This is a genomic window from Pseudoalteromonas sp. S1612 (assembly GCF_005887175.1).
Lineage (GTDB): Bacteria > Pseudomonadota > Gammaproteobacteria > Enterobacterales > Alteromonadaceae > Pseudoalteromonas > Pseudoalteromonas undina.
In genome coordinates this window covers 21552-45580 of sequence record NZ_PNDH01000054.1, presented here as the reverse complement: position 1 = coordinate 45580, position 24029 = coordinate 21552, and the positions used below count along the sequence as shown (strand labels likewise).

Here is a 24029-nt window from a genome sequence, read left to right as displayed (position 1 = left end):
GTAAAAACTGAAGAACCAGTGCAAACTGAAGAGCCAGTAAAAACTAAAGAACAAGTGCAAACTGAAGAAGTCGCTGTTGAAGCTGAAACCGCACCGGTTAGTGCTACTGAAACACCTGTAGAAGCTAAAGAAGCGCCTGTAGTTGAAAGTCAGCCTGAGACAGTGTCGCAAGCGAGCTCTACTAATGTAAACGCTAAAACAGTGATTACAGCTGGACATGCAAGTGCGCCAATGGCACAGCCAACACCTGTAGCTGATAGCGAAATCAAGCATACATCAGTTGCAATGGCACATGACAAACGTGAGTTAATCCCTGACAGTGGCCTTCGCCCTGGCTCGGTAAAACCTGCTGGTCGTGCAAGCTCAGCAATGACTAAAACACTTAATGCTGAATAAGCACTAAGTTTAGTTAAAAGCTAAAAAAACCGCGTTAATTGATTTTAACGCGGTTTTTTAATGCCTGATATTTATGTAACTCGCAACGGGGTTCGGGTAAAGTCAAAAGTTAGCGGGCTACGGGGATCGGGCTTCGAGCCTGCTCCCTAAACCCTTAGCTCGCAACTTGCTGTGAGCAAGATCTACGTCGACAGTATTCCTAACACCTAAAACATGCGCGAGGTAAACTCCCGCCTACGGATAAGGTCAACATCGAGGTTGATTGTCGGCGGGGCTTTATGCCGCGCAAAGGAATTATTCACAAAGAGTACTATGAGACGCTGCGCTTTTAGAGGGTAAAGTTACAATCGAAGGTTAACGGGCTGTGGGGATCGGGTTACGAGCCTGAGCCCGAAACCCATAGCTCACAGCCCGCCGTGAGTTTAATCTTGCTCTTGTTCCATGAAACGTTGCAGTTGGTCTTTTAGGTTTGGCGGAATGCCCTTGATCACTAAGGTATCAGTGGCTTCATTATAAGTTACACGCTCACCTAAATGCTTACGCTCAAAGCTAATGCTCACACCGCCACCCAAGCCTGAAAATTTAACCATGCTGGTTACCGTTTTTTTATCAACCGGGAATGACTCTTCTAGGTCATAGCTTTGCTCTTTACAAAAGCTCTCAAACGGGTTGTCGTCGCCTTTAGTCAGCGTTGCTGAAAGTTCACTTACATTAGCCTCTTCGCCTGTGGTGACACAGTCGTTACAATAATCAAATACTTGCTTACGTAAATCATCTTTTTCAGACTTATCAAATTCTTGCTCTGATAAGTAGTCTTCTACTGCGCTTAGCATTACTTGGCTTTGTTGCTTAGGATCAATGCCCTCTTCACAACCTAAGAAATCTAAAAAGAAGTCAGCCACTTTTCGCCCTGCACGACCTTTAATAAACGAAATATAACGATTATCGTCTGCTTGGGTATCCCATGCTGTTAAATCAATGCGAGCAGCCAATTGCATACGCGAAATATCTAAATGGCGCGATGCGGCTAAATCAAGCTCTGAAGTCATGGAGTAGTGCTCTTTAATGTTGATCATGGCAATCAACATATAATCAGTAGCCACGTACTGATAATGACAAAATACTAAGTAGCCAGTTTCATTAAAGGCGTATTTATCTAACTCTTCTTTTAATACCGTTGATGCCTGCTCGGTCATATGCCAAAAGCCAAGCTCATTATTACGATAGCTTTGCATAGTAGAGGCAACAATACTGTTTTTTTCACCACTAAAAGCACAAAAACCTTTGCCTGGCTTGCCGTTGTAGGCGTGGTGTAATTGCTCAATGAATACAGCAACTTTGTCGTTGATCATCATTTCGTCGTTGCGAAGGTGAATTTGGGTGTCGTCATCTTTTTTGTCTACATAGTGCACGACTAATTTTTTAACATCTATTGCCATCTTTGTTTTTCACGCCTCTGGTGTTAAAATACGGGAATATAACTATTTTTATTGAACCAACTGATGCCAATCTTATCAAAATACTCTAATGAAGAAGTAGAACAAATCGTCGATCAGCTTATTGATGTTTTATCAAAACACAATGCGCCGGTTGATTTAAGTCTTATGTGTTTAGGAAATTCTATCACGCATATCTTAAAAGAGCATGTACCAACAGGGAAAAGACAAGCTGTTACTGAGAACTTTGCAAAAGCACTCGCTCAGTCGGTTAAATAAACTCTATGAATTTATCGCAGCATAACCAGTTTTCATCGAAAGCAAGTCAATTATTAAGTTGGGGCCATTGGTTTACATTTGCCAATATTGGTTTAGCGCTTTTAATTAGCTTAAGCTATTTATTTGCCGACTCACCGCCCACTACTTATATAGGTATCACTTATATGGTGGTTACGTGGCTAAGCCATACCAGCTTTATTGCCTTTTTAGCGTTTGTGCTGACGGTTTTTCCTTTAAGTTTAGTGTTTCCCTATCCGCAGCATATTCGTGGTATGGCGGCAGTGATAGCAACAATAGGTGCTTCAATACTGACTTTGGACGCTTATGTGTATTTTAACTTGGGCTATCACTTAAATGCCTCGGCGCTGCCTGAAATTATTTCGTTGTTGTGGCACCGCTTAACAAATTCACCTGCGCTTACTACCTTGCTTGCTGGCAGTATTGTGTTACTTATTTTAGGCTTTCAGCTTACGGTTAGTAACTTTACTTGGCACCATTTAGGGCGTTTAAAGCAATTTAAATTTGCGCGTTATGCCGGTTCTTTTTTAGTTATCTGTTTTGCCTTAAGCCACAGTATTCATATTTGGGCTGATGCAAATTTAAAATTTGATATCACAAAACAAGATAACGTATTACCGCTTTCGTACCCGACTACGGCAAAGAGCTTACTCGCTAAAAACGATTTGCTGGATGTTGAAAGCTACGAGCAAGCACATAATGTTAAAATTAATAACCAAGGTATTAATTACCAAATACCTACCCCATTAGCAAAATGTGAAGATTACAACGCAGCTAAAGTTGATATTTTAGTGTTTGATAATGACGAACAGTTAGCAAAATTTGTTGCTAGCAAAAAAGGCATTTATAAAAATCAGCAGTTTTTACAACCCACAGATCATAGCGACATGCTTTTTGGTTTGGTGTATGGTCTGCCTGCATTTTATAAAACCGATATTATTGAGCAACAAACGTTACCTGTTTGGCAAAGCCAACGCCGTAGTGTAGAAGTATTTGGTATTGATGAACTGAGCTTTATTAACGAGCAAGCACACAAAGATGGCGCAATCAGGGTTATTAAAGCGAATGAAAATACGACTGTACGCGATGACACTACTGAGTTTTTTGCATTTAGTGTGTCTCAAAACAGCAATGAAATAGTGACCACGTCAACCTTGTATAGCTCAGATAAGTTTATTTCTAAAGTGAATGGCTTAATTCAACCTAGTGACATTCTTGCTACTAGCCTTGGCCAATACTTAAACTGTAATACGCTTGCAGAGCAGACAATGTTAGGGAAAAATTTATACAATAAAAGTAATAACATTGGCGTTAATTACTCACAAGGCGTCGTAATTGCTTATAAAAAAGATAGAATTACGCTGATTGATCGTGATGGAAACTTTAGAAATATTTCCGCAGCTGAAGGGTTTTCAATTGAGCAAGGACTTGATATTCCGTTTTTAGTGCACAGTATTAAAAAGCTTAAAACATTTTCTCAATAGCACCTCATAATACGAGCGAGTCATTAAAACTGACTCGCTTAGTTTCTGTTATTACTCCTTTGCGCTTGCTATCCCCCCAAGCTAGGTTATAGTTTTTATCATTAAAAATTATTAACTCGATCAGAATATACAAAGGATAATCATTATGTTCAGCGTTATTAATCTGATCATTACTGTCTGTATTTTATGTTTTAGCTCTCTTGCATTAGCTCAAACCACCTATTACAAATGCGTAACCCCAGAAGGGACTACTTTTTCACAATTACCCTGTAGTAACAATGCAACCGTTCATAAAATAACTGCCACTGAGCCAAAACAAGCAGGTGAAGAAATAAACTACACTAAGCAGTTAAACGAACTTGAACGCGACACCATAATTACTAACTTAGAGGCGGAGCTACGCAGTAACCAGCATAAACTCGCTATACTTTCGCGAGAGAAAGACAGAGCTGATTTTAAACAACAACAGCGGTTAAATCATATATTAAGTGCGGATGATAAAAAACGAATTAGTAAAGATATTAAAAAAACGCAAAAAAGTTTAGATAAGCAGTATAAGAAAGATAAAACGTTAATTGAAAAGCGAATTAAGAAATTACAAAAAAAGATTGATGCCTACCAAGCAGACTCTAATTAACTTAAATAAATATCATCTTAATTAGCTTGGTTTTAAACATAAAATAACATACCCTTAACAACCGTAGAGTACGAACTCTAATACGTGTTTAGTGATGCAATTTCCTTTGACCCGCTTTTACAAATTAAATGGTATCCACCGGCACTTTGCTAAACACCTAAAGGCGTCAATTAAGGAGTACTGATGCAACCACGCCAAATTGCTGAGTTAATTTTAACCGGATTTAAAAAACATTACCTGCTGTTTCAAAGAACAACAGCAAAAGCACCTTATGCGTTTGCTAAAAGAGATTGGCAAGCAATCAATGATATTAGCCGCCTACGTATTAGCTATTATGATGATCGAGTTAACGAAACCACAAAAACCTTACGTGAACGTCAACAAACAGACCAGCTAAACGAAAGTTTATGGCTTGAAGTAAAAAAAATTTACCAGCATTTTTTATGTTTTCACCCGCAGGCTGAGCTTGCCGAAACATTTTATAATTCTGTATTTTGCCGCTTATACCACCGCCGCTATTTTCATAACGACTTTATTTTTGTTGAAGCGACACTCAAAGATGCGCCCTCAGTGCCTGTAGAAGCAGAATACAGAAGCTACTTCCCCGTCGTGGATGGTTTAAAACCAACAATTAAACGTATTATTAACCACTTTGATTTTAAAGCCGATTTTGTCAACCTTGAGCGTGATATTCGTTTATTAGTAAAAGCGTTTTATAAGCAAGCTCCCGATACTCACCACCAGCATTGGCAAATGCGTTTTGATATATTACACACGCCGTTTTACCGCAATAAAGCCGCGTATATTGTAGGACGTGTCGTTTCGCAAAGCGGCGTTCAACCTTTTATTATTGCCGTGTTACACCATGAAGATAAGGGGTTATATCTTGATGCCCTACTGACTAAGTCATCGCAAATGCGAGTAATTTTTGGCTTTGCACGAGCTTACTTTATGGTAGAAACTCACGCCCCCTCAGCGTTAGTGCGGTTTTTAAATCAACTTATGCCTAATAAAACCCTCGCCGAGCTTTACAACGCCATTGGTTTTCATAAACAAGGGAAAACTGAGTTTTACCGTGAGTTTTTGAATCATTTAACCCATTCTAATGATGAATTTACCATTGCTCCGGGTACACCGGGTATGGTGATGATGGTATTCACCCTGCCCTCATTTGGTTATGTATTTAAAGTCATCAAAGATAAATTTGGCGAAAGTAAGCCATTTGGTCGCGAAACGGTATTAAAACGCTATCAACTGGTTAAAAGCCACGACCGTGTAGGGCGAATGGCCGACACCATAGAGTATTCAAACGTCGTATTTCCTTTGGCACGATTTGATAGTAACTTGTTAGCACAGTTGCACAAAACCATTGGCTCATCGATGGTGATTGAGGGTGACTGGTTAATCATAAAACATTTATACATTGAACGGCGAATGACACCGCTTAATTTGTTTTTAGAAAATGCAGACGAAAAAAGTGCCGCCGATGCCATTGAAGAGTATGGGCAGGCGCTTAAAGAAATGATTGCCGTGAATATTTTCCCTGGCGATATGCTGTTAAAGAACTTTGGTGTAAGTAAGCACAAACGGATTATTTTTTATGATTACGATGAAGTGCAATATTTAACAGACATGAACTTTAGAGCGCTACCTAAAGCAAAAAGTTATGACGATTATTTAATGGACGAACAAAGTTACTCGGTTGCACCTCAAGATGTATTTCCAGAGCAGCTATGTACCTTTGTAATGCCTAATCCAACATATAAACAATTTTTAACTAGCACGCACCCTGAATTACTTGATGTTAACTTTTGGAAACAAGCACAACAAAATATAAAAAATGGAAAGGTGAGTCATATTTATCCCTATCCTACAGCACAGCGTTTTATCCATTATTGGTAAACGTTAAGGACACACAATGAATATAAGTAAAATAGATTTAAATTTACTGGTTTACCTCGATACATTATTGCGCGAATGTAATGTTACTCGTGCTGCAAACCAGCTTAGCATTACTCAACCGGCAATGAGTAACGGACTTAAACGCCTACGTAACCTTTTTAATGATCCTATTTTAGTGCGTACCAGCGATGGTATGGTACCGACTGAGCGTGCTATTGAGTTGCAGCCTGTGATTCGTGGAATCTTGATGACCCTTGAAGAAACGCTGGCACCTAATCGTGAGTTTGAAGCTAAACAAAGTAAGCGAGTGTTTAGGATCATGGCCAGTGATTACGCGGCCAGTACCATGGCACCGCGTTTATTAGGGAAACTACACGAAGAAGCGCCCGACACCACCTTAGATATTTTAACTCCTAGTGATGTTACCTTTCACGATGTTGAAAACGGTAAAGTTGATATGGCGATTAACCGCTTTGAAAATTTACCACAATCGTTTCATCATAAACGTATTTGGAAAGACAGCTTTTGTTGTTTAGTAAAATCAGATAACCCCATTATTGAAAACTTTAGCCTAGACAGCTATTTAAAAGCTCGCCATATTTGGGTAAGTAAAACAGGCTTTGGTGTTGGTGTGGGGATGGACCCTAAAGATGTGCAGAAGCTGGGCTGGGTTGATGAGGCACTGGCGCATTTTGGTAAACACCGTAATATTGCCACTTTTACTCGTAACTATCATGTGGCTGTTCACTTAGCCAAAGAGAAAAATTTAGTTGCGACTTTGCCCTCAAAAGCGGCCAATATTTATTTAGACGATCCTGGGCTTAAAATACTGGAGCCACCCTTTCCTATCCCGCCATTTGAACTTGATATGATATGGAGCCCTTTATTACACAGAGACGCTAGTCATATTTGGTTACGCCAAAAAGTAGCTGAAGTAGCGGATGAGCTAAAATAACCTTCTTACATACCTTAATGTAAAATTTGCTTGCTAACGCTTAGTTAGCAAGCCTACCAAACTATTAAAAAAAATTAAAAACCATAAAATACAAAAGCTTAAAAAACAAAACCTACTTGGAATAGCGCTTGCTTAGTAATGACTGTATTTTAAATTAACAGAGGTCATTATTATGAGCACCCATCAAGGACAAGAAATTAATCATATTACCGACATTATCCAAGTAATGAATAGCGGCATCGACTTTTACCAAACAGCACAAGATAAAGTACAAGACCCCGCTATAGGAGCCCTATTCCAACGTATGATTGACGCTCGTATAGTCAGTGTGGAGAGTTTACAACCTTACGCAATTAATCAACAAGGTGAGCGCGAAGATGGCTCGTCGTTTGTTGTAGAAGCACGCCGTGCATTTACTACTTTGATTAGTAAATTTGCTAACGATAACGATCAAACCTACGTTAAAGAGCTTGAGGAAGTAGAAGATAAAACCTTAGAAGAAATTAAAGTAGCGTTGAAAAAGCCTCAGTCTCATGATTGTGAAGCAGCGTTATCAAAAGTATTACTTACTATGCAGAGCTGCCATGCTGAAATGAGTAAAATGCAAAAACATTAAGTTTAATACAAAGAATAACCGCCCAGCCTTAGTGCTGGGCTTTTTGTTACCTTAAAAAACTCCCTCCTGTCAAAAAAAATTAGTTTCGTCACATGTTTGTAAAAATTCATCACTATTATTAGTTAAAACATCTGGTCTAGACCAAATTAACTTAAGGTAAACCTAATGATGAAACGACATGCAATAGCCACTGCTATATTACTGTGTACTAGCCCGTTATTTATTGCCCAAGATGCTGTTGCCAGTAACGCAACATTTGTTGGCACTGTAGAAGATAGTAAATCACTGCTCTCTGGCGCATTAATCACAGTAGTTGGTACTGGTAAAAGTACCGTAACAAACTATCAGGGACAATTTGAGTTACCGCAATTAAATCCTGGTAAACACCAACTCAAAGTGACTTATTTAGGCTATCAGCCTTATTTTGTTGATATTACTGTTGGTGAAGGCGAAATAAAAAAGCTAAAACCAATCACTCTTTTTGCTGCAAATAATAACAACGCCATTGAAGAAATAATTGCTGTCGGCCAAATTCAGCGCGGTGAAATGGCGGCAGCCAACAACCAAAAAAATGCCAAAAGTATTAAAAATATTATTTCTGCTGACGGTATTGGAAAACTACCTGATAGAAATGCAGCTGAAGCTGTACAGCGTATACCTGGAGTATCGATTGAACGTGACCAAGGTGAAGGTCGCTTTGTTGCTGTGCGCGGTCTACCGGCACAGTGGAGCTCTGCGAGTATCAACGGCGATCGTTTACCAACGGCAGAAGAAGAAACCACCAGTCGAGCAACAGCTTTTGACTTTTTCCCTAGTGAATTAATTGAATTTGTCGAAGTATCGAAAGCGCTAACCCCAGACCTTGAAGGTGACGCCATTGGTGGTAATGTTAATTTTATCACTAAAAAAGCGCCCGATGATTTTGTGTTTAATACTAATTTTGCAATTGGTCAAAATGAGCTTGCCGATGGCAATAATTATTCAGCAAACTTACTTTATGGTGACCGTTTACTAGACGACAAGTTAGGTTTTTTGATCAATGCGACTGCGTGGCAACGTGACTGGGCCACTGATAACTATGAGCCACGCCGTGGCAATGATGGTTTAGGCATTTATCGCTTAGAGTTACGAGATTATACCGGCACGCGCGAAACTTATGGGCTTAATGGTGCTGTTGAGTATCAACTTGAACAAGGCACAATTAGCGCCACAGCCATGTATGGGACTTTAATTGATGACGAAACACATTATAAGCACCGTATGCGCTTTGATAAAAATCGCGCTGAAGTACAACATATCCGCAATGAATTAATTACCGAAATGACTGGGCTTGAGCTAGAAGCTGAGCATTATTTTGGTTATGACAAAACCCTGAGTTGGAAGTTATCAAGTTACGAGAATGAATTTCGTTATGGCAATACCCCAAATGGTGAAGACAACAGTTATTTTGTCGTCAGATTTGACCAAAAACAGGTTGGCTTTCAAGGACTAGAAGATAGGGGCACAGGCAAAAACTACGCTTATAATACGATTGATGGTGGCAGCGATCCATGGATTGCAATCAGTAACCATTTACCTAGTGATTTTTCGTTCAACCCTGCTAATACTAATCTTTCATGGGTAGAGTTATATAAAATATTCGTTAATGAAAAAGATAAAATTGTCGCGAGTGCCGATTTCGAATGGCAAGTCGATGCAAACTTAACTGTAAAAATAGGTGCCAAATACCGTGATAAAGAACGTGTCGCGCGCTTTAGCGATGAATTTTACGCGTGGGATGAAGCAAACTATGGCGCTGCGCCAAGCTTAAGTGACTTTACTTTGGCAGATCAGCCAGGCCGCAATGATTTTTTAAATGAATTAGCTATTGATTACCAAAAGCAATTTTCGCAAGTTGTTGATACCGGCGATCTAGCGCAGTTTTGGAATACCAATAAAGAAAAATTTGTACTTGATAAAAGTGAGTCTGCCTTAATTGAAAATGGCGGTGCGTTAGGGCGTAACTTTGATGTTAACGAGCAGCATACCTCACTATATGGTATGGCAACCTATACGATTAATAATGACTGGGAAATACTAGGTGGTTTGCGTCTAACTCAAACCGATACTGAAGTGAATGGTTATACATACTTGGCTGATGAAGATAGAGTTACACCAAGTCATGCTAAAAATGATTACCTATCGGTGTTACCTGCATTACATGTTACTTATCACAGCGGCGAGCAAACCAATTACCGCTTAGCATTAACCCGCTCGTTCTCACGTCCTGACTTTGGCTCTTTAACACCTGGCGCAACATACTTAGAAGCTGATAACGAACTTGTTACCGGTAACCCCGAACTCGAGCCTACTTACTCAAATAATGTTGATTTGATGGTTGAGCATTTCTTTGAACGTGTTGGATTAGTCTCTGCAGGCCTTTTTTACAAGGACATTAGCGACCCAATTTTTCAAAGTAGCTCAATTGGTCAGTTTAATGATAACAGTGGTGTAAATATTGTGCGCCCAGAAAATGGCGACAGCGCATGGCTTGCAGGTATTGAGATGGCCTTTAATCGCGATTTGGGCTTCATTAATCCGACTCTAGATAGCTTTGGAGTAATGGTAAATGCGACCTTTATGGACTCACAAATGAGTATTCCAGATCGTGGCGATAAAGTAGCGATTCCGCGTCAAGCCGATAACCTCTATAACTTTACCTTATATTACGATGACAGCTTCTTTGCCGCGCGGGTTGCCCTAAATTATAAAGGCGAGTACATCGAAGAGCATGGCAGAGATCGGCAATCGGATAGCTATTATGGCGAAAATGTTAGCGTTGATTTTACTACGTCATACCAGCTTAACGAAAATGCATTAGTTTACCTTGAATTAAATAACCTAACCAACGAGCCGCTTAAATATTATTTGGGAGATGAAAATCGCCCACTGCAAGTTGAGTATTATGGTGTTCGCGGCATGGTCGGTATTAATTACCAATTTTAATCTATTGTAATACGCGGGGCGAAAGTCTCGCGAAGGATAACCCTATGTTTACGCAACCAAAGTGGCTACATCGTGCACACGGTGTTGGGTTTGTTCTATTTGCAGCAAGCGCCGCATTTATGACTTACTTTTGTATGTATGCATTTCGAAAACCCTTTACAGCTAACAGCTATACAGAGTTTGACGATCCAAGTTGGCAAATTAGCTTTAAAATAGCGCTCATTCTAGCACAAGTATTTGGCTACTTATGTGCCAAATTTATTGGTGTTAAGGTCATTGCAGAAATGCGGCACCAACAACGGGGTCTTGCCATCATTGGTATGATTACAGCAGCTGAATTATCGCTAATTTTATTTGCCGTGACCCCTGTTGGAGTCAACGTAGTATGGCTATTTTTTAATGGTTTATCGTTGGGAATGATTTGGGGTATTGTATTTAGTTTCTTAGAAGGCAGACGAACTTCTGAGATACTCGGTGCCATTCTCAGTGTCACCTTTATTTTGGCGTCAGGTTTAGTGCGCAGTGTCGGTAAATGGCTGATAGATAATCTCAATGTTCCGGAACTGTGGATGCCTGCCGCAACCGGAGCGTTATTTTTACCCTTGTTGTTACTTAGTGTTAAGTGTTTAACCTTGTTACCCAATCCGACACCAGAGGATCAGCAGGCGCGTCAACAACGCTTACCTATGAATGGTAGAGCCCGCTGGCAGTTTTTCAAACAATACTGGTTTGGTATTAGCTGTTTAATTCTGAGTTTCTTATTATTTACTGGCTTTCGTGACTTTCGCGATAACTTTGCCGCAGAAATTTGGCAAGCACTGGGATATGGCCAAGAGCCAGCTATATTCGCCTATGCAGGTATACGTATGGCATTCATAGTCTTGATTGCACTTGGTGCAATGGTGTTAGTAAAAAATAATAAAACCGCTTTTTATGTAAACCACGGATTCATTTTGTTTGGTGCCTGCTTGTTTGTAGGCAGTACTCTTGCGTTTGAAAGCCAATTACTAAACGCTAAGGCATGGATGGTACTGCTTGGAGCTGGCCTTTATATTAGTTACATCCCCTACAATTGCTTCTTATTTGACCGTATGATTTCTGCTGTTGGCTCAACCGCCAATGCCGGGTTTTTAATTTACTTAGCAGACTCTGCTGGTTATTTGGGCTCGGTGAGTATCTTACTCTATCGCACCTTTGTGATGCCTGAGATTAGTTGGCTTAACTTTTTTATAAACGCCTGTTACTGGGTCGGCTGTATAGCTGCATTTTTGGTGTTGTGCTCACTAAGCTACTTTGTAATGCGCTTATCCCCTTTCAAACAAGTTCGCAGGTTACACCCTGTATCTACACCTACATATATAAGAGAAGAAATATGAAACATTTAGAAGCACTCATTTTAGACTGGGCCGGCACAGTTGTAGACCATGGCTCTGTAGCGCCAACCACTATTTTTGTGGAGGCATTTAAAGCCGCGTTTGATTTTGATATTACGCTGGCGCAAGCGCGTATTCCGATGGGCATGGGAAAATGGGACCATATTGCAACCCTAGGAAAATTACCGGAAATTGAATCTCGTTGGCAGACACAATTTGGCTGCTCAATGACTAATGAGCAAATAGATCATATTTACAATACCTTTATGCCATTACAAAAAGCTAAAGTCGCAGATCGTGCTATGCCTATTGCTGGCGTATTACCCGTAATAGCGCGTTTAAAACAGCAAGGTATTAAAATTGGCAGCTGTTCAGGCTATCCCCGCCAAGTGATGGACGTGCTTGAAGTGGCAGCCGCTGAATATGGTTACCAACCCGATCATAGCGTTGGTAGTGATGAACTAACGGCTGGCTCTCGCCCAGGGCCATGGATGGCACTTGAAAACGTGAATGCATTAGGCATTCAATGTGTTGCTAACTGTGTAAAAGTTGACGATTCAGCACCTGGCATCTCTGAAGGTTTAAATGCAGGAATGTGGACTGTTGGTGTTGCCCTAAGTGGTAATGCAGTCGGTTTAACCGAACAAGAATGGGCAGCGTGCTCAAACGATGAACAAGCCGTTTTAACCCGTCAAGCATACCAGCATTTATATCAAGCCGGCGCTCATTTCGTGATTGACTCTTTAGCTGATATCGAACCTGTTTTAATGCAAATTGAAACGAGACTCGCTCGAGGAGAGCGTCCTTAATGAATTATCAACCTTTTTGGTTTGATAACGCCATAAAAGAGGAGGATGCCGATAGACTTCTTCCTCAACTTCCTGAAAATCATCACACCGATATTTGTATTATCGGTGGGGGGTTTACAGGACTTTGGACCGCCATTCAAATCAAGCAACAGCAGCCCCAAAAAAAAGTGACTATTATTGAACAAGGGTTGTGTGGTCAGGGCGCATCGGGCCGTAATGGCGGTGCGATGTTAACATGGTCGACTAAATTACCCAGTCTGATTAAATTAGTAGGATTAGAAAACGCCCTTTTTTTAGTACAACAATCTGAGCAAACCGTCCATGATATTAAGCGTTTTACGCTAACTTATTCTATTGATTGTGATTGTCGAATTGATGGATGCTTTTATACAGCCTCCAACACGAGTCAAATCGGGCGGTTAAGTAACGCGCTTGATTACTTAGATAAATTTAAAATTAATTCGTGGCATTCTTGTGACACTCAACAATTACAACAAACCGGTTCAAAGAAAAACCTCACTGCTCATTTTTCTGCCCATGGTGGCAGTGTACAACCAGCGAAGCTCGTCAGAGGATTAAAGCGAGTCGCGCAACAGCTTGGAGTGACAATAATAGAGCAATGTGAATATATGCAACACTTTGGCGATCAACAAATAACCGTTCATACAAGTCAGGGGAACCTATTATCCAATACAGTTATTTTTGCGGTTAATGCGTGGCTACCTAGTTTACATAAAGTATTTTCTCGCTCTGTTGTACTGGTTTCTAGTGACATGGTCATCACTAAGCCAATCCCAGAAGTTTTAGAGCAACTAAATTTAAATCACGGCAGTGCTATTATTGACTCTCGTCTGTTTGTTAATTACTACCGGACCACCAGTGACGGGCGGTTAATGTTAGGTAAAGGAGGAAACTTTTTTAGTTATTGTAATAAGGTATATCCAAAGTTTGATTTGCCGAGCAGCTATCACGATATTTTAAAATCATCACTCAATTATTTCTTTGAAAGGCATCACTTACCCATAGAACGAACGTGGACGGGCGCTTCCGATCGCAGCGTTTCTGGCTTTCCATTCTTTGGTCAGCTTAACAATCAAAAAAATGTATTTTACGCAGGTGGCTACTCTGGCAATGGAATTGTACAATCTTATTTGGGTGCAAAAATTCTCTGTGCAATGGTACTCAATAATGATCCTAAGTGGCAAAACTGCGGCTTAGTTAATCAATCACTAAATCAGTTTCCTATTGAACCCATCCGAACAGCAGGTGCATATTTAGTACGTAATGCAATAAGACGTAAAGAGGCCGCAGAAGATAGTAATGCAGCGGTTCGCAGTATAGATAATTTTTTGGCTAAATTAAGTGGCAATGCTGCTAAAGTCGATTCATAAACTAGCTGAATATAATGCTCACCATAAACAATATAAGTCACATTATACTCAGCTAAGCTATTATATTTTTAGGATAAATAATCAAACGATGCTTTTATATCAAGAGATCCGTAATTATATTCATGCACTACTAAAAACCGACGCGATTGCAGCGGGTCATAAGTTGCCTTCAGAGCGAGAATTACAACAAAAGTTTAGTTCTACCCGAATTACTGTTCGCGAAGCGCTTCTGAGGTTGGAAGCTGAAGGCCTAATATTCAGTCAAAAACGTAAAGGCTGGTTTGTCACCCCAAAAAGATTAAAGTGGCACCCTGCTACTAAAGTCAATTTTTATGAATTGGCAAAACAACAAGGATTTGTTGCACAAACGACACTCGTGAGTGTGCAACAGCAGGCAAAGCTTGAAATTTGCCAAGCGTTAGATGCCCAAACGCTTTATCATCTTCAACGTATACGTAGTCTAGATAATCGCGCCGTAATGTTTGAGCATATTTATTGTGATGCTAAACGCTTTGCTGATTTTCACTTACACCCCTTAGATACCTCTATCACCGATATTATGGCAAAACAGTACGCAACGAATATCGTTAATGAGCAAAGCATAATAAATGTCACGGTATTACCTGATGAAGTGAGTCATCTACTTGAAAAAAATAGCGGTACACCCTGCTTACACGTTATTAGAAAGCGATTTGATGAGCATGGTTTGTTAGTTGATTATAACATTGAGTACTGGTTGCATAATGCCATTGAAATGGTGGTTGATGGCCAATAAAAAAGCGGTGTTTAATGAAAATTAAGCACCGCTTGCACGGGTGAAAATTAGCTTTAAGCTTTCCAATATTGGTTTTTTGCCACAGCATCAAGCAAACGCTGTATATCGGCCTCAACTACTTCACCAATATTACCTATGCGAAAGCAATCAGCGTTAGAAACTTTACCAGGGTAAATAACAAAACCTTCTTGCTTTAACGCACTATAAAAAGATTTAAAATCATAATGCTCTTCGCTAGGCGATAAGAATGAGGTAATGATGGGGGAATGGACTTCCTCATTCAGTAAAGGTACAAACCCTAACGCTTTCATACCTGCTACCAAAGTCTTTTGGTTTTGCGAGTAACGCTTAAAGCGCTCTGCTATTCCTCCTTCCTCATCTAACTCTTGCAGGGCTTGATAAAATGCACGCACAACATGAGTTGGCGAGGTAAAACGCCATTTACCATGGTGTTGCTCCATACATAACCATTGCTGATATAAATCCAATGACAAGGAGCGCGCAATGCCTTCACTTTGCTCAATAATACTTTGCTTACATACCACAAAGCCAAAGCCAGGGACACCTTGAATGCATTTATTTGCAGAGCTGATCATTACATCTATATGCCACTGTGCAAGGTCGAACTTAATACCGCCAAAACTGCTCATAGCATCAACAATAAATACCTTTTGATACTTTTTAGCTAGTGAGCCAACCTCTTCAATATGATTGAGTATACCTGTGGTCGTTTCACAATGGACCATTGCAATGTGAGTAATACCTGAATTATTTTTTAAAACAGTATCAATCTCATCAAGGTTTGGCAGTGCCGTTTCTGTATAATTTAAAACATGACAGTCAATTGCTAAATAGTCGGCAATTTCAGCAATACGCTTCCCGTATGCCCCATTATTAATAACAAGTAACTTACCCGTTTTTGGAATAAGACTGCCAAGCGCTGACTCTACACTGGCAGTGCCACTGCCTTGCATTAATACACTAGTATAATTAGGTTGTGATGTCGCAAGCGATACTAATTTATTACGTATTGTTTGCACTATGTCGCGATTATAATCATCATCCCAAGTACACCAGTCTTTAAGCATCGCCTGCTTAACAGTATTAGAGGTCGTTAATGGGCCGGGCGTTAATAGCAAATAATTGTTCATAATTTATTTCACTCAATCTGGTCTAGTCCAGTTATTATTGAAGATTTCATAAACTAAAAACAGTGAAGTTTTTATGACACTATAAACACTGTAACCATAAAAACGATAAAAGGGCCTTACGGCCCTTTGGTTGTTAAATAACAATAGGAGAGTTATTTATTAAAAGCGGTACTCTGCACCTACATAGTAGTATGCACCGTTGAAGCCAAATGGCGCTGAACGACGTGAGTACTTAAATACACCATCGCTGCTGACAATAGTATTACCTTGAGCATCTACGATTGTGCCTGAACGTGAATTACCTATGGTGTTTTCATCTGGGTAAACATCAAATAAGTTATTTGCGCCAATATTTACTGATAAATCGTCAGTCACAAAATAGTTTACTTTAATATCCGTTAAAATTTCAGCACCGTAAGTCTGGCGGCCGCCATCTTCAACTGTGTACTCACCAAAACGGTTAAGCGATAGGTTTACGGTCCAGTCGTCGCGACGATAAAGTGCACTTAAGTTAATTCGATCTTCTGGTTGCCATTCTTCAATAATAGAAATTTCTTGATCAGAAAACACATCATCGACTGGCACGGTTTCAAGACCAGAACCTGCAGGGGTAAATAACGACACGACATCAGTTTCTGTAAAGTTAGCCGCTAAAGTAAAATCAAGCGTGCCACCAAGGCCTTCTGTATTCCATGTAGCCACAAAGTCGATACCTTGTGTCTCAGTATCAGCGCCATTTAAGAAAAACTGCCCTGCACCCGCACCTGAACTTAATAACGCGGCATCAAGACTGCTTGATAAGCCTTTACCTAAGCGATTACTAATTACAATACGGTCGTCAATATCAATTGAGTAGTAATCTAGGGTTACATTAATATTATCGCTTACGTTATAAACGATACCTAAACTGCGGTTTTGAGATTTCTCTTCTGTGAGCTTAGGAATACCTAAACTTTGCGCAAGGGTTGAATCGTTTCTAAAGGTCCCCACTTCTTCAGCCACTAAATTACCATTAGGACCTACAACAAACTGTGTGCTGATGTTGTTAAAATACAACTGCTGCATTGAAGGTGCTCTAAAGCCTGAGCTTAGCGCACCACGAAGTGAAATATCTTCAGTTACTGACCAGTTACCGGCTAGTTTAAAGTTAACTGTATCGCCAAACCCTTTGTAATTGTCGTAACGTAACGCCCCTGAGATAATCACATCTTCAATAACGTAAGCTTCAGCATCTAAGTAAAATGAGATCACATCACGCGACTCATCAACCGACGACGCTGGCGATGAACCACCAAAGCCTTGTGTGCCACCGGATGCGTTTTCGCTGCCAATACCACCGCTTAGTCCATCGTAAATATTAACACCATTGTTGGTATCGTAATCACGATATGCATATTCACTACCCTCTAAAATTCGGTACTCATCGGTACGAATTTCAGCACCCATTGCTAACGAGTAGTCATCAAAATTTTGAGTAAAATCAAGATTGATCGTTTGCAGTGATAGCTCCATGCCATAAGCGTAACCTTGACGTGGAATCGTGGCGCGAATATCTGCTGCACTTAGGCCTTGGTCATAACGTAAAAAATTCGCGTAAGAGCCGTTAATAGTATCGCTGGTCGTGTAGTCAATACTGTTTTCACCATAGGTGTACGATAAATCTAAGCTTGAGTCGTTATCAAATTCAGTTTTATAACCAAAGTTATAGGAAATATCATCAATCGTGGTATTTATTTTAGGTAAGAAGCCAGCTGGGATAGTTGCATCGCCATCTTGAAGTACCGGATTACCACCTGCATTGGCATTATGACGGAAAAATGCCGCTGATTCGTTATCACGAGTTGAATAGGTAATAAAACCGTATAGTTCACCCGCTCCTAATTCGTAGCCGGTGTTAACTGTTAAACCAAATTGTTGTGAATCAGCATCACCAATTCTGAATGTATCACGTGGCGCGGTTAATTCGCGTGGATCACCTGCAAGCAAGGTGCCATCAGAAAGTTCAGTACAGCCATAGAACTGGCATGAGCCATGAAGGCCCGCACGGTTAGTTGGTGCACGATCACGGTAGTTAATAGTTGTATTTAAATAACCGTTATCACCTAAAGCAAAGCCTTTATTAAAGTCGATATTAACGGTTTCGCCATCACCTTCTGAATACTCACCGTAGTTAACGGCCGCTTTACCACCTTCGCTGCCATCTTTTAGCACGATATTAATAACACCGGCAATTGCATCCGAACCATATTGAGCTGCAGCGCCATCGCGAAGCACTTCAATACGTTTAATGGCTGAGGCTGGAATCGCATTCATGTCAGTACCCGCAGTACCACGACCAACCGAGGTATTAATATGAATAATACTTGCTTGGTGGCGACGCTTACCATTGATCAATACCAATGTTTGGTCAGGGCCAAGGCCACGTAACGTTGCAGGTCTTAATGCATCAGTACCATCACTAATAGATGAACTTGAAAAATTAAAAGAAGGTGCGATAGCTTGAAGCATGCGGCCAACTTCTGTTTGGCCGGTGTTTTCGAGTGCTTCTGCACTTAAAATATCAACGGGGACAGGTAAGTCTTCAACTGAACGTCCTGCGACACGACTACCTACAATAGCAATTTTTTCGATGTTTTGTTCTGCGCTTTGTTCAGCGGCATTTATTCCTTGTGAATTAACTGCAAGTAAAGCAGGTAATACAGCAGCACTAACTCCTGAAAGCTTCATCATGTTGTTATCTTTCCTATTGATTTGTTTGAGTTTAATACTCAGTAAACCATTTTGATCAACAACCGCATCGAGCTCAGTCTCAGCTAACAATGCGTTTAGCGCATCGAGTTGAGAATAAAATCCATATAATGAATTTGCCTCGTACTGTTTAGCAAGCTCATACGAAAAAACCACTGTTTGTTCAGTTTGCTTAGCAAATTCTATTAAGGCTTTGTCTGCTCGTTGCGCTTTTATATCAAACTGCATCATTTGTCCCTCAGTTTGACTCGCGTGCACACTGATACTAAAAAACAGCGGTGCAACGAGTCCCAGCGGACTTAAATAACACGTATGGTTACTGCGCAACTTATATAAACAGTTAGCAAACAAAAATCCTCTATAGGTTTTTATCATTTTTTTAATCTTTAAATTACCTTTTACACCCTTATGAGTAACATTAATTAACAATGGCGTGATTTTCATTACCATTACCTATGATTTTTTTTGATATTTTAAACTAACAACATGCTCGCCTAAACGTTCATGCTCAATTGAAAAATTATTTTGTAAGCTCTCTAACAGCCCTGCAACATCACCTGCTTTGAAGACGCCAGCCACTTTAATGCGCGCTAATTCATCAGATGATAATTCAAACCGCGTGGCGGTATAACGGCTAACCTCGTTTAAGGCATCAACCAACTGTTCACCATTAAAAATCAACATGCCATTTTGCCATGCTAAATCGCGTTGTACATCATCAACCGATAATTGTGTAATTGGTTTAGTTACGCTCTGCTCAATAATAGCTTTTTCACCCGATATCACTATATTGGCATTGATCTGGCGGATTTCGTGATTGCTGTTATCAGCTTGCTGATACGCTTTAAAATCGTCAGCATTAACGGCAACGCTAGGATCGGTGATCATCACTTTACCTTCAGTGACTACCAACTCGAGATCTGATGAGGTATTGCGCTGCACATTAAAGACTGTACCAAGTGCGGTAAAGCTTTTATCCCCCGCCATCACACTAAATGGGCGTGATGCATCTTTAGCTACATTAAAACGCCCTTCTCCACGGCTTAGTAATAACTGTCTACGTCCTTGGCTATAAGCGACTTCTAGTGAACTATTAGTATTGAGCTGAACTATTGTGCCATCTGGTAAAACATAGGTTGCTTGCTCGCCAACCTTTGTTTTATAAATTTTTGTGTAATTTACTTTAGCTAAATTTTGGTTAAAGTTGCTCCCCATGTTCAGCAAAAAGTAGCTGCACATCATTAAAGCTGCAACAACACTTGCCGCAATACCATATACATAGGAAGGCTTTGTTTTAATGCCTGCAGAGTGCTTATTAGGAAACAATACGCTGAGCTCGTTAAGCACACTTAAGTCATCCCATAATTGTGCTAATTCATATACCGCATTCTGATGAGCCGTGCTTTGTAGCATCCACAGTTTAAATTGCTCTTGCTCTTGTGTACTTAAGCCACGATCAATCGCACTTATCCATTGCGATGCTTTTTCTAAGATTAATTCTTTTGAAGTAAATTGATGGATGTTACTCATTTTACTGCCCTCACTATGTTCGCACTTTGTTGGCAATGTTCACTCTCATCTTGCACTTGATCGCGCATATATAGCATGGTGTTTAGTAGCCCTTTAGCAATGTGCTTTTCTACCGTACTTTGACTTAGCTGCATTTGCTGTGCGATCTCTTTTTGGCTCATCCCATATACTTTTTTTAATATAAAACATTTTCTCACTACAGGGCTTAGCTGCTCAGTAGCACGACAAAATAGTAAAAAACGTTCTTTGGAGGTGTATTCATCTTCTAATTGCATTGATTTAAGCAATTTAGGAAGTTCAGTTTCGTGATTTAAAGGAGTACTAAATTTATTATCCCATTTAGCTATATGATTTAGGGCGAGATGTTTAGCTGTTTTCAACATATAGCTGCGGGTGTATTGAATATCTTGTTTTAGCTCTGCTTCATAACTTTTAACAAAGGTTTCTTGAACAATATCATCAACATCGTCAGGTAACACAATTTTAGACACAAAGCGCCGCAGTTGCGTGGATATATCTGAGAATGTACTGGCTAATTTAATTCCTCGAGCCACGTGGGTAGTCCCTTGTTATTATTATTACGGTAAGATTACGAGTTTTATGGTTAATTACAAGGCATTTTGTTAATTATTGGTTATTTATTAGTTGCGAATATACGTACTCAGTATAAATGTATTAATATTTATTATGTTCTTAATCATTATGGCTGTATAAAAAGTAGCACCCCTAGCGTTTTTATAGTGAAGCCAAACCCTTATTTAGCTTAATTTTTATTGGGTTGCTGTGTAGTAATTTAATAACCGCAACGCTACTATTAACGGATAGAGGCTAGGAGTTAAAAATGAATAATCAAAAATTAGCTGATTTTGAGCTTTACTTTCAAATTGAAGAGAGCAATCGCGTCAATCTATTTGCCGTAGATGACGCAGTGGTACCAAAAAGTTTGGCTGAACTAGACGCAGATATTCCGCCTTTATTTAAACTTGCTAACGAAGTCAGTAGTTTAGAGCAAAGCGCTTTAGGCCCTTTGCGTAACTTAGGAGATATTGCCCAAGAACTGACGACGTTTTTACAAGCCCAGTCGCGTAAGATAGATTTGATCATGAGCCATATTTTAGCTTCAGAACAACCTGAAGATAACTCAATTTATTGCGATAGTTATGGCGGCGGCGGAATTAAATTTACCAGTGAACATTTGTACACATTAGGTCAGAAATTTCGTACCAAACTGTTTTTACAGCATGAAGCCTCTGCGGTGTATTGTTATAGCGAAGTTGTTGCTATAGAAAAACAAGACAATGAGCATTACCAGTATACCCTGCTATTCGTATCAATAAGAGACAGTGATCAAGAGTTGGTTGTTAGAGCCAGTTTACATGCGCAAACACGCCAACTTAAAAAGCGCCAACAACTTGAAAAAGCGAAAGAGAGTTCAAACGAGTAACACGAGTGTTTATTTACCTGTTTAAATCGCTTTAAATTGTAGTTCAAACGTTTATTTAAAAGTGACTTAGCTGTAATTGAACTGCTAAACTAGCCCCATCTTTATTTGTATTAAAAATCCATGAACTTTAGACTTTTACCTGAATGGGCCGAGCAAAATGCAGTTATGCTTACATGGCCTCATAAAAATACCGATTGGGCTGATAATTTAGCACGTGTTGAACCCGTTTATATTGAACTTGCAAAACATATTACTGCGCAACAAGCCTTAGTGATTGTTGCTCATGATGAAATATTAAAAACCCACATTAACTCATTACTAAATGATGCTGGTATTGAGCAAACCCGTGTATATTTTGTTGTTACTCCCACTAACGATACGTGGGCGCGCGACCATGGCCCACTTACCTGCAGCGCTATAGAAAAGCCAGAGCAATTAAAAGTCTACGACTTTACCTTTAATGGCTGGGGTAATAAGTTTGAAAGTGCCCTTGATAATCAAATAAACCACACATTAGTTAAACAGCTAAGCAATACAAACAACCAGTATCAAGCCCTCGATATGGTGCTTGAAGGCGGTGGTATTGAAATTAATGAACATGGTGTATTGCTAACAACTAGCGAATGTTTACTGAATAAAAACCGTAACCCTGATTTAAACCCAAGTGACATAGAAGTACTTTTAAAAGCGCACTTAGGCGCTACTGATTTTTTATGGGTTGATCATGGTTATTTAGCCGGTGACGACACCGATAGCCACATTGATACGCTCGTTCGTTTTGCACCTAACAACACCCTTGTGTATGTAAAATGTGACGATAAAAGCGATGAGCATTTTAGCGCGCTAGATGCCATGGAAAAACAACTACAAAGCTTTAAAACTGCTGATAACACCCCATATAAGCTAATTGAGTTACCGTGGCCAAAAGCCGTGTATGACGATGAAAATACGCGTCTACCTGCCACCTATGCAAATTACTTAATTATAAATAACGCAGTATTAGTGCCTATTTATGACGATGTAAACGACCAACGTGCTTTAACACAAGTTCAAAAAGCATACCCAGAGCACACAATTATTGGTGTAAATTGCTTACCTATTATTGAGCAATTTGGCAGTCTTCACTGCATTACAATGCAATTACCTCGTGGATTTTTAGCTGGAGCAGCACAATGACAAGCCCTGCACATTTATCAGTTGCCTTAGTGCAACAAAGCAACAGTGACAACGCTGAACATAATATTGAAAAGTCAATTGCGGGCATTCGCGATGCAGCTAGTAAAGGCGCGCAACTTGTTGTATTACAAGAGTTACACCGCAGTTTATATTTTTGCCAAACCGAAGACGTTGATGTATTTGATTTGGCCGAAACAATACCAGGCCCAAGTAGCAACACTTTAGGCGAACTCGCAAAAGAGCTCGGTATTGTTATTGTAGCTTCATTATTTGAGAAACGTGCTACGGGTCTTTATCACAATACCGCCGTGGTGCTTGAAAAAGACGGCAGCATTGCAGGTAAATACCGTAAAATGCATATTCCAGACGACCCAGGGTTTTATGAAAAATTTTACTTTACTCCTGGGGACTTAGGCTTTGAGCCTATTCAAACCTCAGTAGGTAAGCTTGGCGTACTGGTGTGTTGGGACCAATGGTTTCCTGAAGCCGCGCGCTTAATGTCAATGGCCGGTGCTGAACTTTTAATTTACCCAACAGCCATTGGCTGGGATCCACGCGATGATAAAGACGAGCAAACTCGCCAAAAAGATGCTTGGGTTATTTCACAGCGAGCGCATGCAGTTGCTAATGGCGTTCCGGTGATTAGCTGTAATCGAGTTGGTCATGAAAGCGACCCTAGCGGTCAAAGTGACGGCATTCAATTTTGGGGCAACTCGTTTATTGCAGGCCCTCAAGGCGAGATGTTGGCAGAGGCTGATAACCAGAATGAACAAATATTAATGGTAAAACTTGATCAAAAACGTAGCGAGAACGTAAGACGTATTTGGCCGTATTTACGCGACCGTAGAATTGATCATTATCAAGATTTAACAAAAATTTACCGTGACTAAATAATAATGTGGCTCTTACTCGTTAAGAGCCTAA

At 40.0% G+C, this 24029-nt stretch carries 19 protein-coding genes and 1 pseudogene; 15 read left to right on the top strand and 5 right to left on the bottom strand.

Features of this window, described 5'->3' with window-relative positions:
• Positions 1-396: pseudogene (locus CWB78_RS16310) on the top strand (ribonuclease E); the annotation flags it as partial.
• 422 nt (positions 397-818) lie between these two features.
• Here the strand turns inward: CWB78_RS16310 and yejK are convergent.
• Entirely contained in the window at positions 819-1835 is a 1017-nt protein-coding gene (gene yejK / locus CWB78_RS16305; RefSeq protein WP_109874826.1) for a nucleoid-associated protein YejK, read from the bottom strand.
• 63 nt (positions 1836-1898) lie between these two features.
• On the opposite strand from yejK, the gene CWB78_RS16300 reads away from it, so the two are divergent.
• From CWB78_RS16300 to CWB78_RS16250, 11 genes are all read left to right on the top strand, one after another.
• Positions 1899-2111: a YejL family protein gene (locus CWB78_RS16300; protein WP_008109847.1), complete on the top strand. Its 213-nt coding sequence runs from the start codon at positions 1899-1901 to the stop codon at positions 2109-2111.
• A gap of 5 nt (positions 2112-2116) precedes the next feature.
• Positions 2117-3613 carry a DUF3413 domain-containing protein gene (locus CWB78_RS16295; RefSeq protein ID WP_055011785.1) on the top strand — a complete coding sequence of 499 codons (1497 nt, stop codon included), beginning with the start codon at positions 2117-2119 and terminating at the stop codon, positions 3611-3613.
• 145 nt (positions 3614-3758) lie between these two features.
• Positions 3759-4250: a DUF4124 domain-containing protein gene (locus CWB78_RS16290; protein WP_109874827.1), complete on the top strand. Its 492-nt coding sequence runs from the start codon at positions 3759-3761 to the stop codon at positions 4248-4250.
• 183 nt (positions 4251-4433) lie between these two features.
• The gene (gene aceK, locus CWB78_RS16285; protein ID WP_109874828.1) at positions 4434-6152 is read left to right on the top strand and encodes a bifunctional isocitrate dehydrogenase kinase/phosphatase; all 1719 of its coding nucleotides are present in this window, start codon (positions 4434-4436) and stop codon (positions 6150-6152) included.
• A gap of 16 nt (positions 6153-6168) precedes the next feature.
• Positions 6169-7107 carry a LysR family transcriptional regulator gene (locus tag CWB78_RS16280; protein ID WP_008468187.1) on the top strand — a complete coding sequence of 313 codons (939 nt, stop codon included), beginning with the start codon at positions 6169-6171 and terminating at the stop codon, positions 7105-7107.
• Between the two features lie 172 nt (positions 7108-7279).
• Entirely contained in the window at positions 7280-7723 is a 444-nt protein-coding gene (locus tag CWB78_RS16275) for a ferritin-like domain-containing protein (RefSeq protein WP_138596496.1), read from the top strand.
• A gap of 165 nt (positions 7724-7888) precedes the next feature.
• Complete coding sequence (locus tag CWB78_RS16270) at positions 7889-10708, top strand: TonB-dependent receptor (protein WP_138596494.1); 2820 nt, start codon at positions 7889-7891, stop codon at positions 10706-10708.
• 44 nt (positions 10709-10752) lie between these two features.
• The gene (locus CWB78_RS16265; RefSeq protein WP_138596492.1) at positions 10753-12084 is read left to right on the top strand and encodes a DUF5690 family protein; all 1332 of its coding nucleotides are present in this window, start codon (positions 10753-10755) and stop codon (positions 12082-12084) included.
• Positions 12081-12890 (top strand): phosphonoacetaldehyde hydrolase, encoded by an 810-nt coding sequence (gene phnX / locus CWB78_RS16260; RefSeq protein ID WP_138596490.1) that lies wholly within the window; start codon positions 12081-12083, stop codon positions 12888-12890. Before CWB78_RS16265 ends, phnX begins: the two co-directional genes overlap by 4 nt.
• Positions 12890-14281, top strand: coding sequence for an FAD-dependent oxidoreductase (locus CWB78_RS16255; protein WP_138596488.1), 1392 nt, complete (start codon positions 12890-12892; stop codon positions 14279-14281). Before phnX ends, CWB78_RS16255 begins: the two co-directional genes overlap by 1 nt.
• 88 nt (positions 14282-14369) lie before the next feature.
• Complete coding sequence (locus tag CWB78_RS16250) at positions 14370-15056, top strand: GntR family transcriptional regulator (protein WP_138596486.1); 687 nt, start codon at positions 14370-14372, stop codon at positions 15054-15056.
• A 53-nt stretch (positions 15057-15109) separates the two neighbouring features.
• Here CWB78_RS16250 and phnW read toward each other — a convergent pair whose 3' ends face one another.
• The 4 genes from phnW to CWB78_RS16230 all read right to left on the bottom strand — a co-directional run bounded on the left by phnW (position 15110) and on the right by CWB78_RS16230 (position 21039).
• Entirely contained in the window at positions 15110-16207 is a 1098-nt protein-coding gene (phnW, locus tag CWB78_RS16245) for a 2-aminoethylphosphonate--pyruvate transaminase (protein ID WP_212750864.1), read from the bottom strand.
• Between the two features lie 159 nt (positions 16208-16366).
• Positions 16367-19399, bottom strand: a complete 3033-nt coding sequence (locus CWB78_RS16240) for a TonB-dependent receptor plug domain-containing protein (protein ID WP_138596482.1) — start codon at positions 19397-19399, stop codon at positions 16367-16369.
• A gap of 9 nt (positions 19400-19408) precedes the next feature.
• On the bottom strand, positions 19409-20485 hold the full coding sequence (locus CWB78_RS16235) for a FecR family protein (RefSeq protein WP_055011781.1): 1077 nt from the start codon (positions 20483-20485) through the stop codon (positions 19409-19411).
• On the bottom strand, positions 20482-21039 hold the full coding sequence (locus CWB78_RS16230) for an RNA polymerase sigma factor (RefSeq protein WP_010389615.1): 558 nt from the start codon (positions 21037-21039) through the stop codon (positions 20482-20484). Before CWB78_RS16230 ends, CWB78_RS16235 begins: the two co-directional genes overlap by 4 nt.
• A 287-nt stretch (positions 21040-21326) precedes the next feature.
• Between CWB78_RS16230 and CWB78_RS16225 the strand changes: the two genes are divergently transcribed.
• The 3 genes from CWB78_RS16225 to CWB78_RS16215 all read left to right on the top strand — a co-directional run bounded on the left by CWB78_RS16225 (position 21327) and on the right by CWB78_RS16215 (position 23995).
• The gene (locus CWB78_RS16225; RefSeq protein WP_138596480.1) at positions 21327-21929 is read left to right on the top strand and encodes a PilZ domain-containing protein; all 603 of its coding nucleotides are present in this window, start codon (positions 21327-21329) and stop codon (positions 21927-21929) included.
• A 120-nt stretch (positions 21930-22049) separates the two neighbouring features.
• Positions 22050-23105: an agmatine deiminase family protein gene (locus CWB78_RS16220; RefSeq protein WP_138596478.1), complete on the top strand. Its 1056-nt coding sequence runs from the start codon at positions 22050-22052 to the stop codon at positions 23103-23105.
• Positions 23102-23995 (top strand): carbon-nitrogen hydrolase, encoded by an 894-nt coding sequence (locus tag CWB78_RS16215; protein WP_138596476.1) that lies wholly within the window; start codon positions 23102-23104, stop codon positions 23993-23995. Before CWB78_RS16220 ends, CWB78_RS16215 begins: the two co-directional genes overlap by 4 nt.
• Positions 23996-24029 lie beyond the last annotated feature (34 nt).

What these genes read in the sequence shown, in the direction of transcription:
- CWB78_RS16280 (WP_008468187.1), top strand. Translation starts at nt 6,169, where the DNA reads ATGAATATAAGTAAAATAGATTTAAATTTACTGGTTTACCTCGATACA.
- CWB78_RS16250 (WP_138596486.1), top strand. Translation starts at nt 14,370, where the DNA reads ATGCTTTTATATCAAGAGATCCGTAATTATATTCATGCACTACTAAAA.
- CWB78_RS16220 (WP_138596478.1), top strand. Translation starts at nt 22,050, where the DNA reads ATGAACTTTAGACTTTTACCTGAATGGGCCGAGCAAAATGCAGTTATG.
- CWB78_RS16275 (WP_138596496.1), top strand. Translation starts at nt 7,280, where the DNA reads ATGAGCACCCATCAAGGACAAGAAATTAATCATATTACCGACATTATC.
- yejK (WP_109874826.1), bottom strand. Translation starts at nt 1,835, where the DNA reads ATGGCAATAGATGTTAAAAAATTAGTCGTGCACTATGTAGACAAAAAA.
- CWB78_RS16235 (WP_055011781.1), bottom strand. Translation starts at nt 20,485, where the DNA reads ATGAGTAACATCCATCAATTTACTTCAAAAGAATTAATCTTAGAAAAA.
- CWB78_RS16215 (WP_138596476.1), top strand. Translation starts at nt 23,102, where the DNA reads ATGACAAGCCCTGCACATTTATCAGTTGCCTTAGTGCAACAAAGCAAC.
- aceK (WP_109874828.1), top strand. Translation starts at nt 4,434, where the DNA reads ATGCAACCACGCCAAATTGCTGAGTTAATTTTAACCGGATTTAAAAAA.
- phnW (WP_212750864.1), bottom strand. Translation starts at nt 16,207, where the DNA reads ATGAACAATTATTTGCTATTAACGCCCGGCCCATTAACGACCTCTAAT.
- CWB78_RS16300 (WP_008109847.1), top strand. Translation starts at nt 1,899, where the DNA reads ATGCCAATCTTATCAAAATACTCTAATGAAGAAGTAGAACAAATCGTC.
- CWB78_RS16255 (WP_138596488.1), top strand. Translation starts at nt 12,890, where the DNA reads ATGAATTATCAACCTTTTTGGTTTGATAACGCCATAAAAGAGGAGGAT.
- CWB78_RS16265 (WP_138596492.1), top strand. Translation starts at nt 10,753, where the DNA reads ATGTTTACGCAACCAAAGTGGCTACATCGTGCACACGGTGTTGGGTTT.
- CWB78_RS16290 (WP_109874827.1), top strand. Translation starts at nt 3,759, where the DNA reads ATGTTCAGCGTTATTAATCTGATCATTACTGTCTGTATTTTATGTTTT.
- CWB78_RS16225 (WP_138596480.1), top strand. Translation starts at nt 21,327, where the DNA reads ATGAATAATCAAAAATTAGCTGATTTTGAGCTTTACTTTCAAATTGAA.
- CWB78_RS16270 (WP_138596494.1), top strand. Translation starts at nt 7,889, where the DNA reads ATGATGAAACGACATGCAATAGCCACTGCTATATTACTGTGTACTAGC.
- CWB78_RS16295 (WP_055011785.1), top strand. Translation starts at nt 2,117, where the DNA reads ATGAATTTATCGCAGCATAACCAGTTTTCATCGAAAGCAAGTCAATTA.
- CWB78_RS16240 (WP_138596482.1), bottom strand. Translation starts at nt 19,399, where the DNA reads ATGAAAATCACGCCATTGTTAATTAATGTTACTCATAAGGGTGTAAAA.
- phnX (WP_138596490.1), top strand. Translation starts at nt 12,081, where the DNA reads ATGAAACATTTAGAAGCACTCATTTTAGACTGGGCCGGCACAGTTGTA.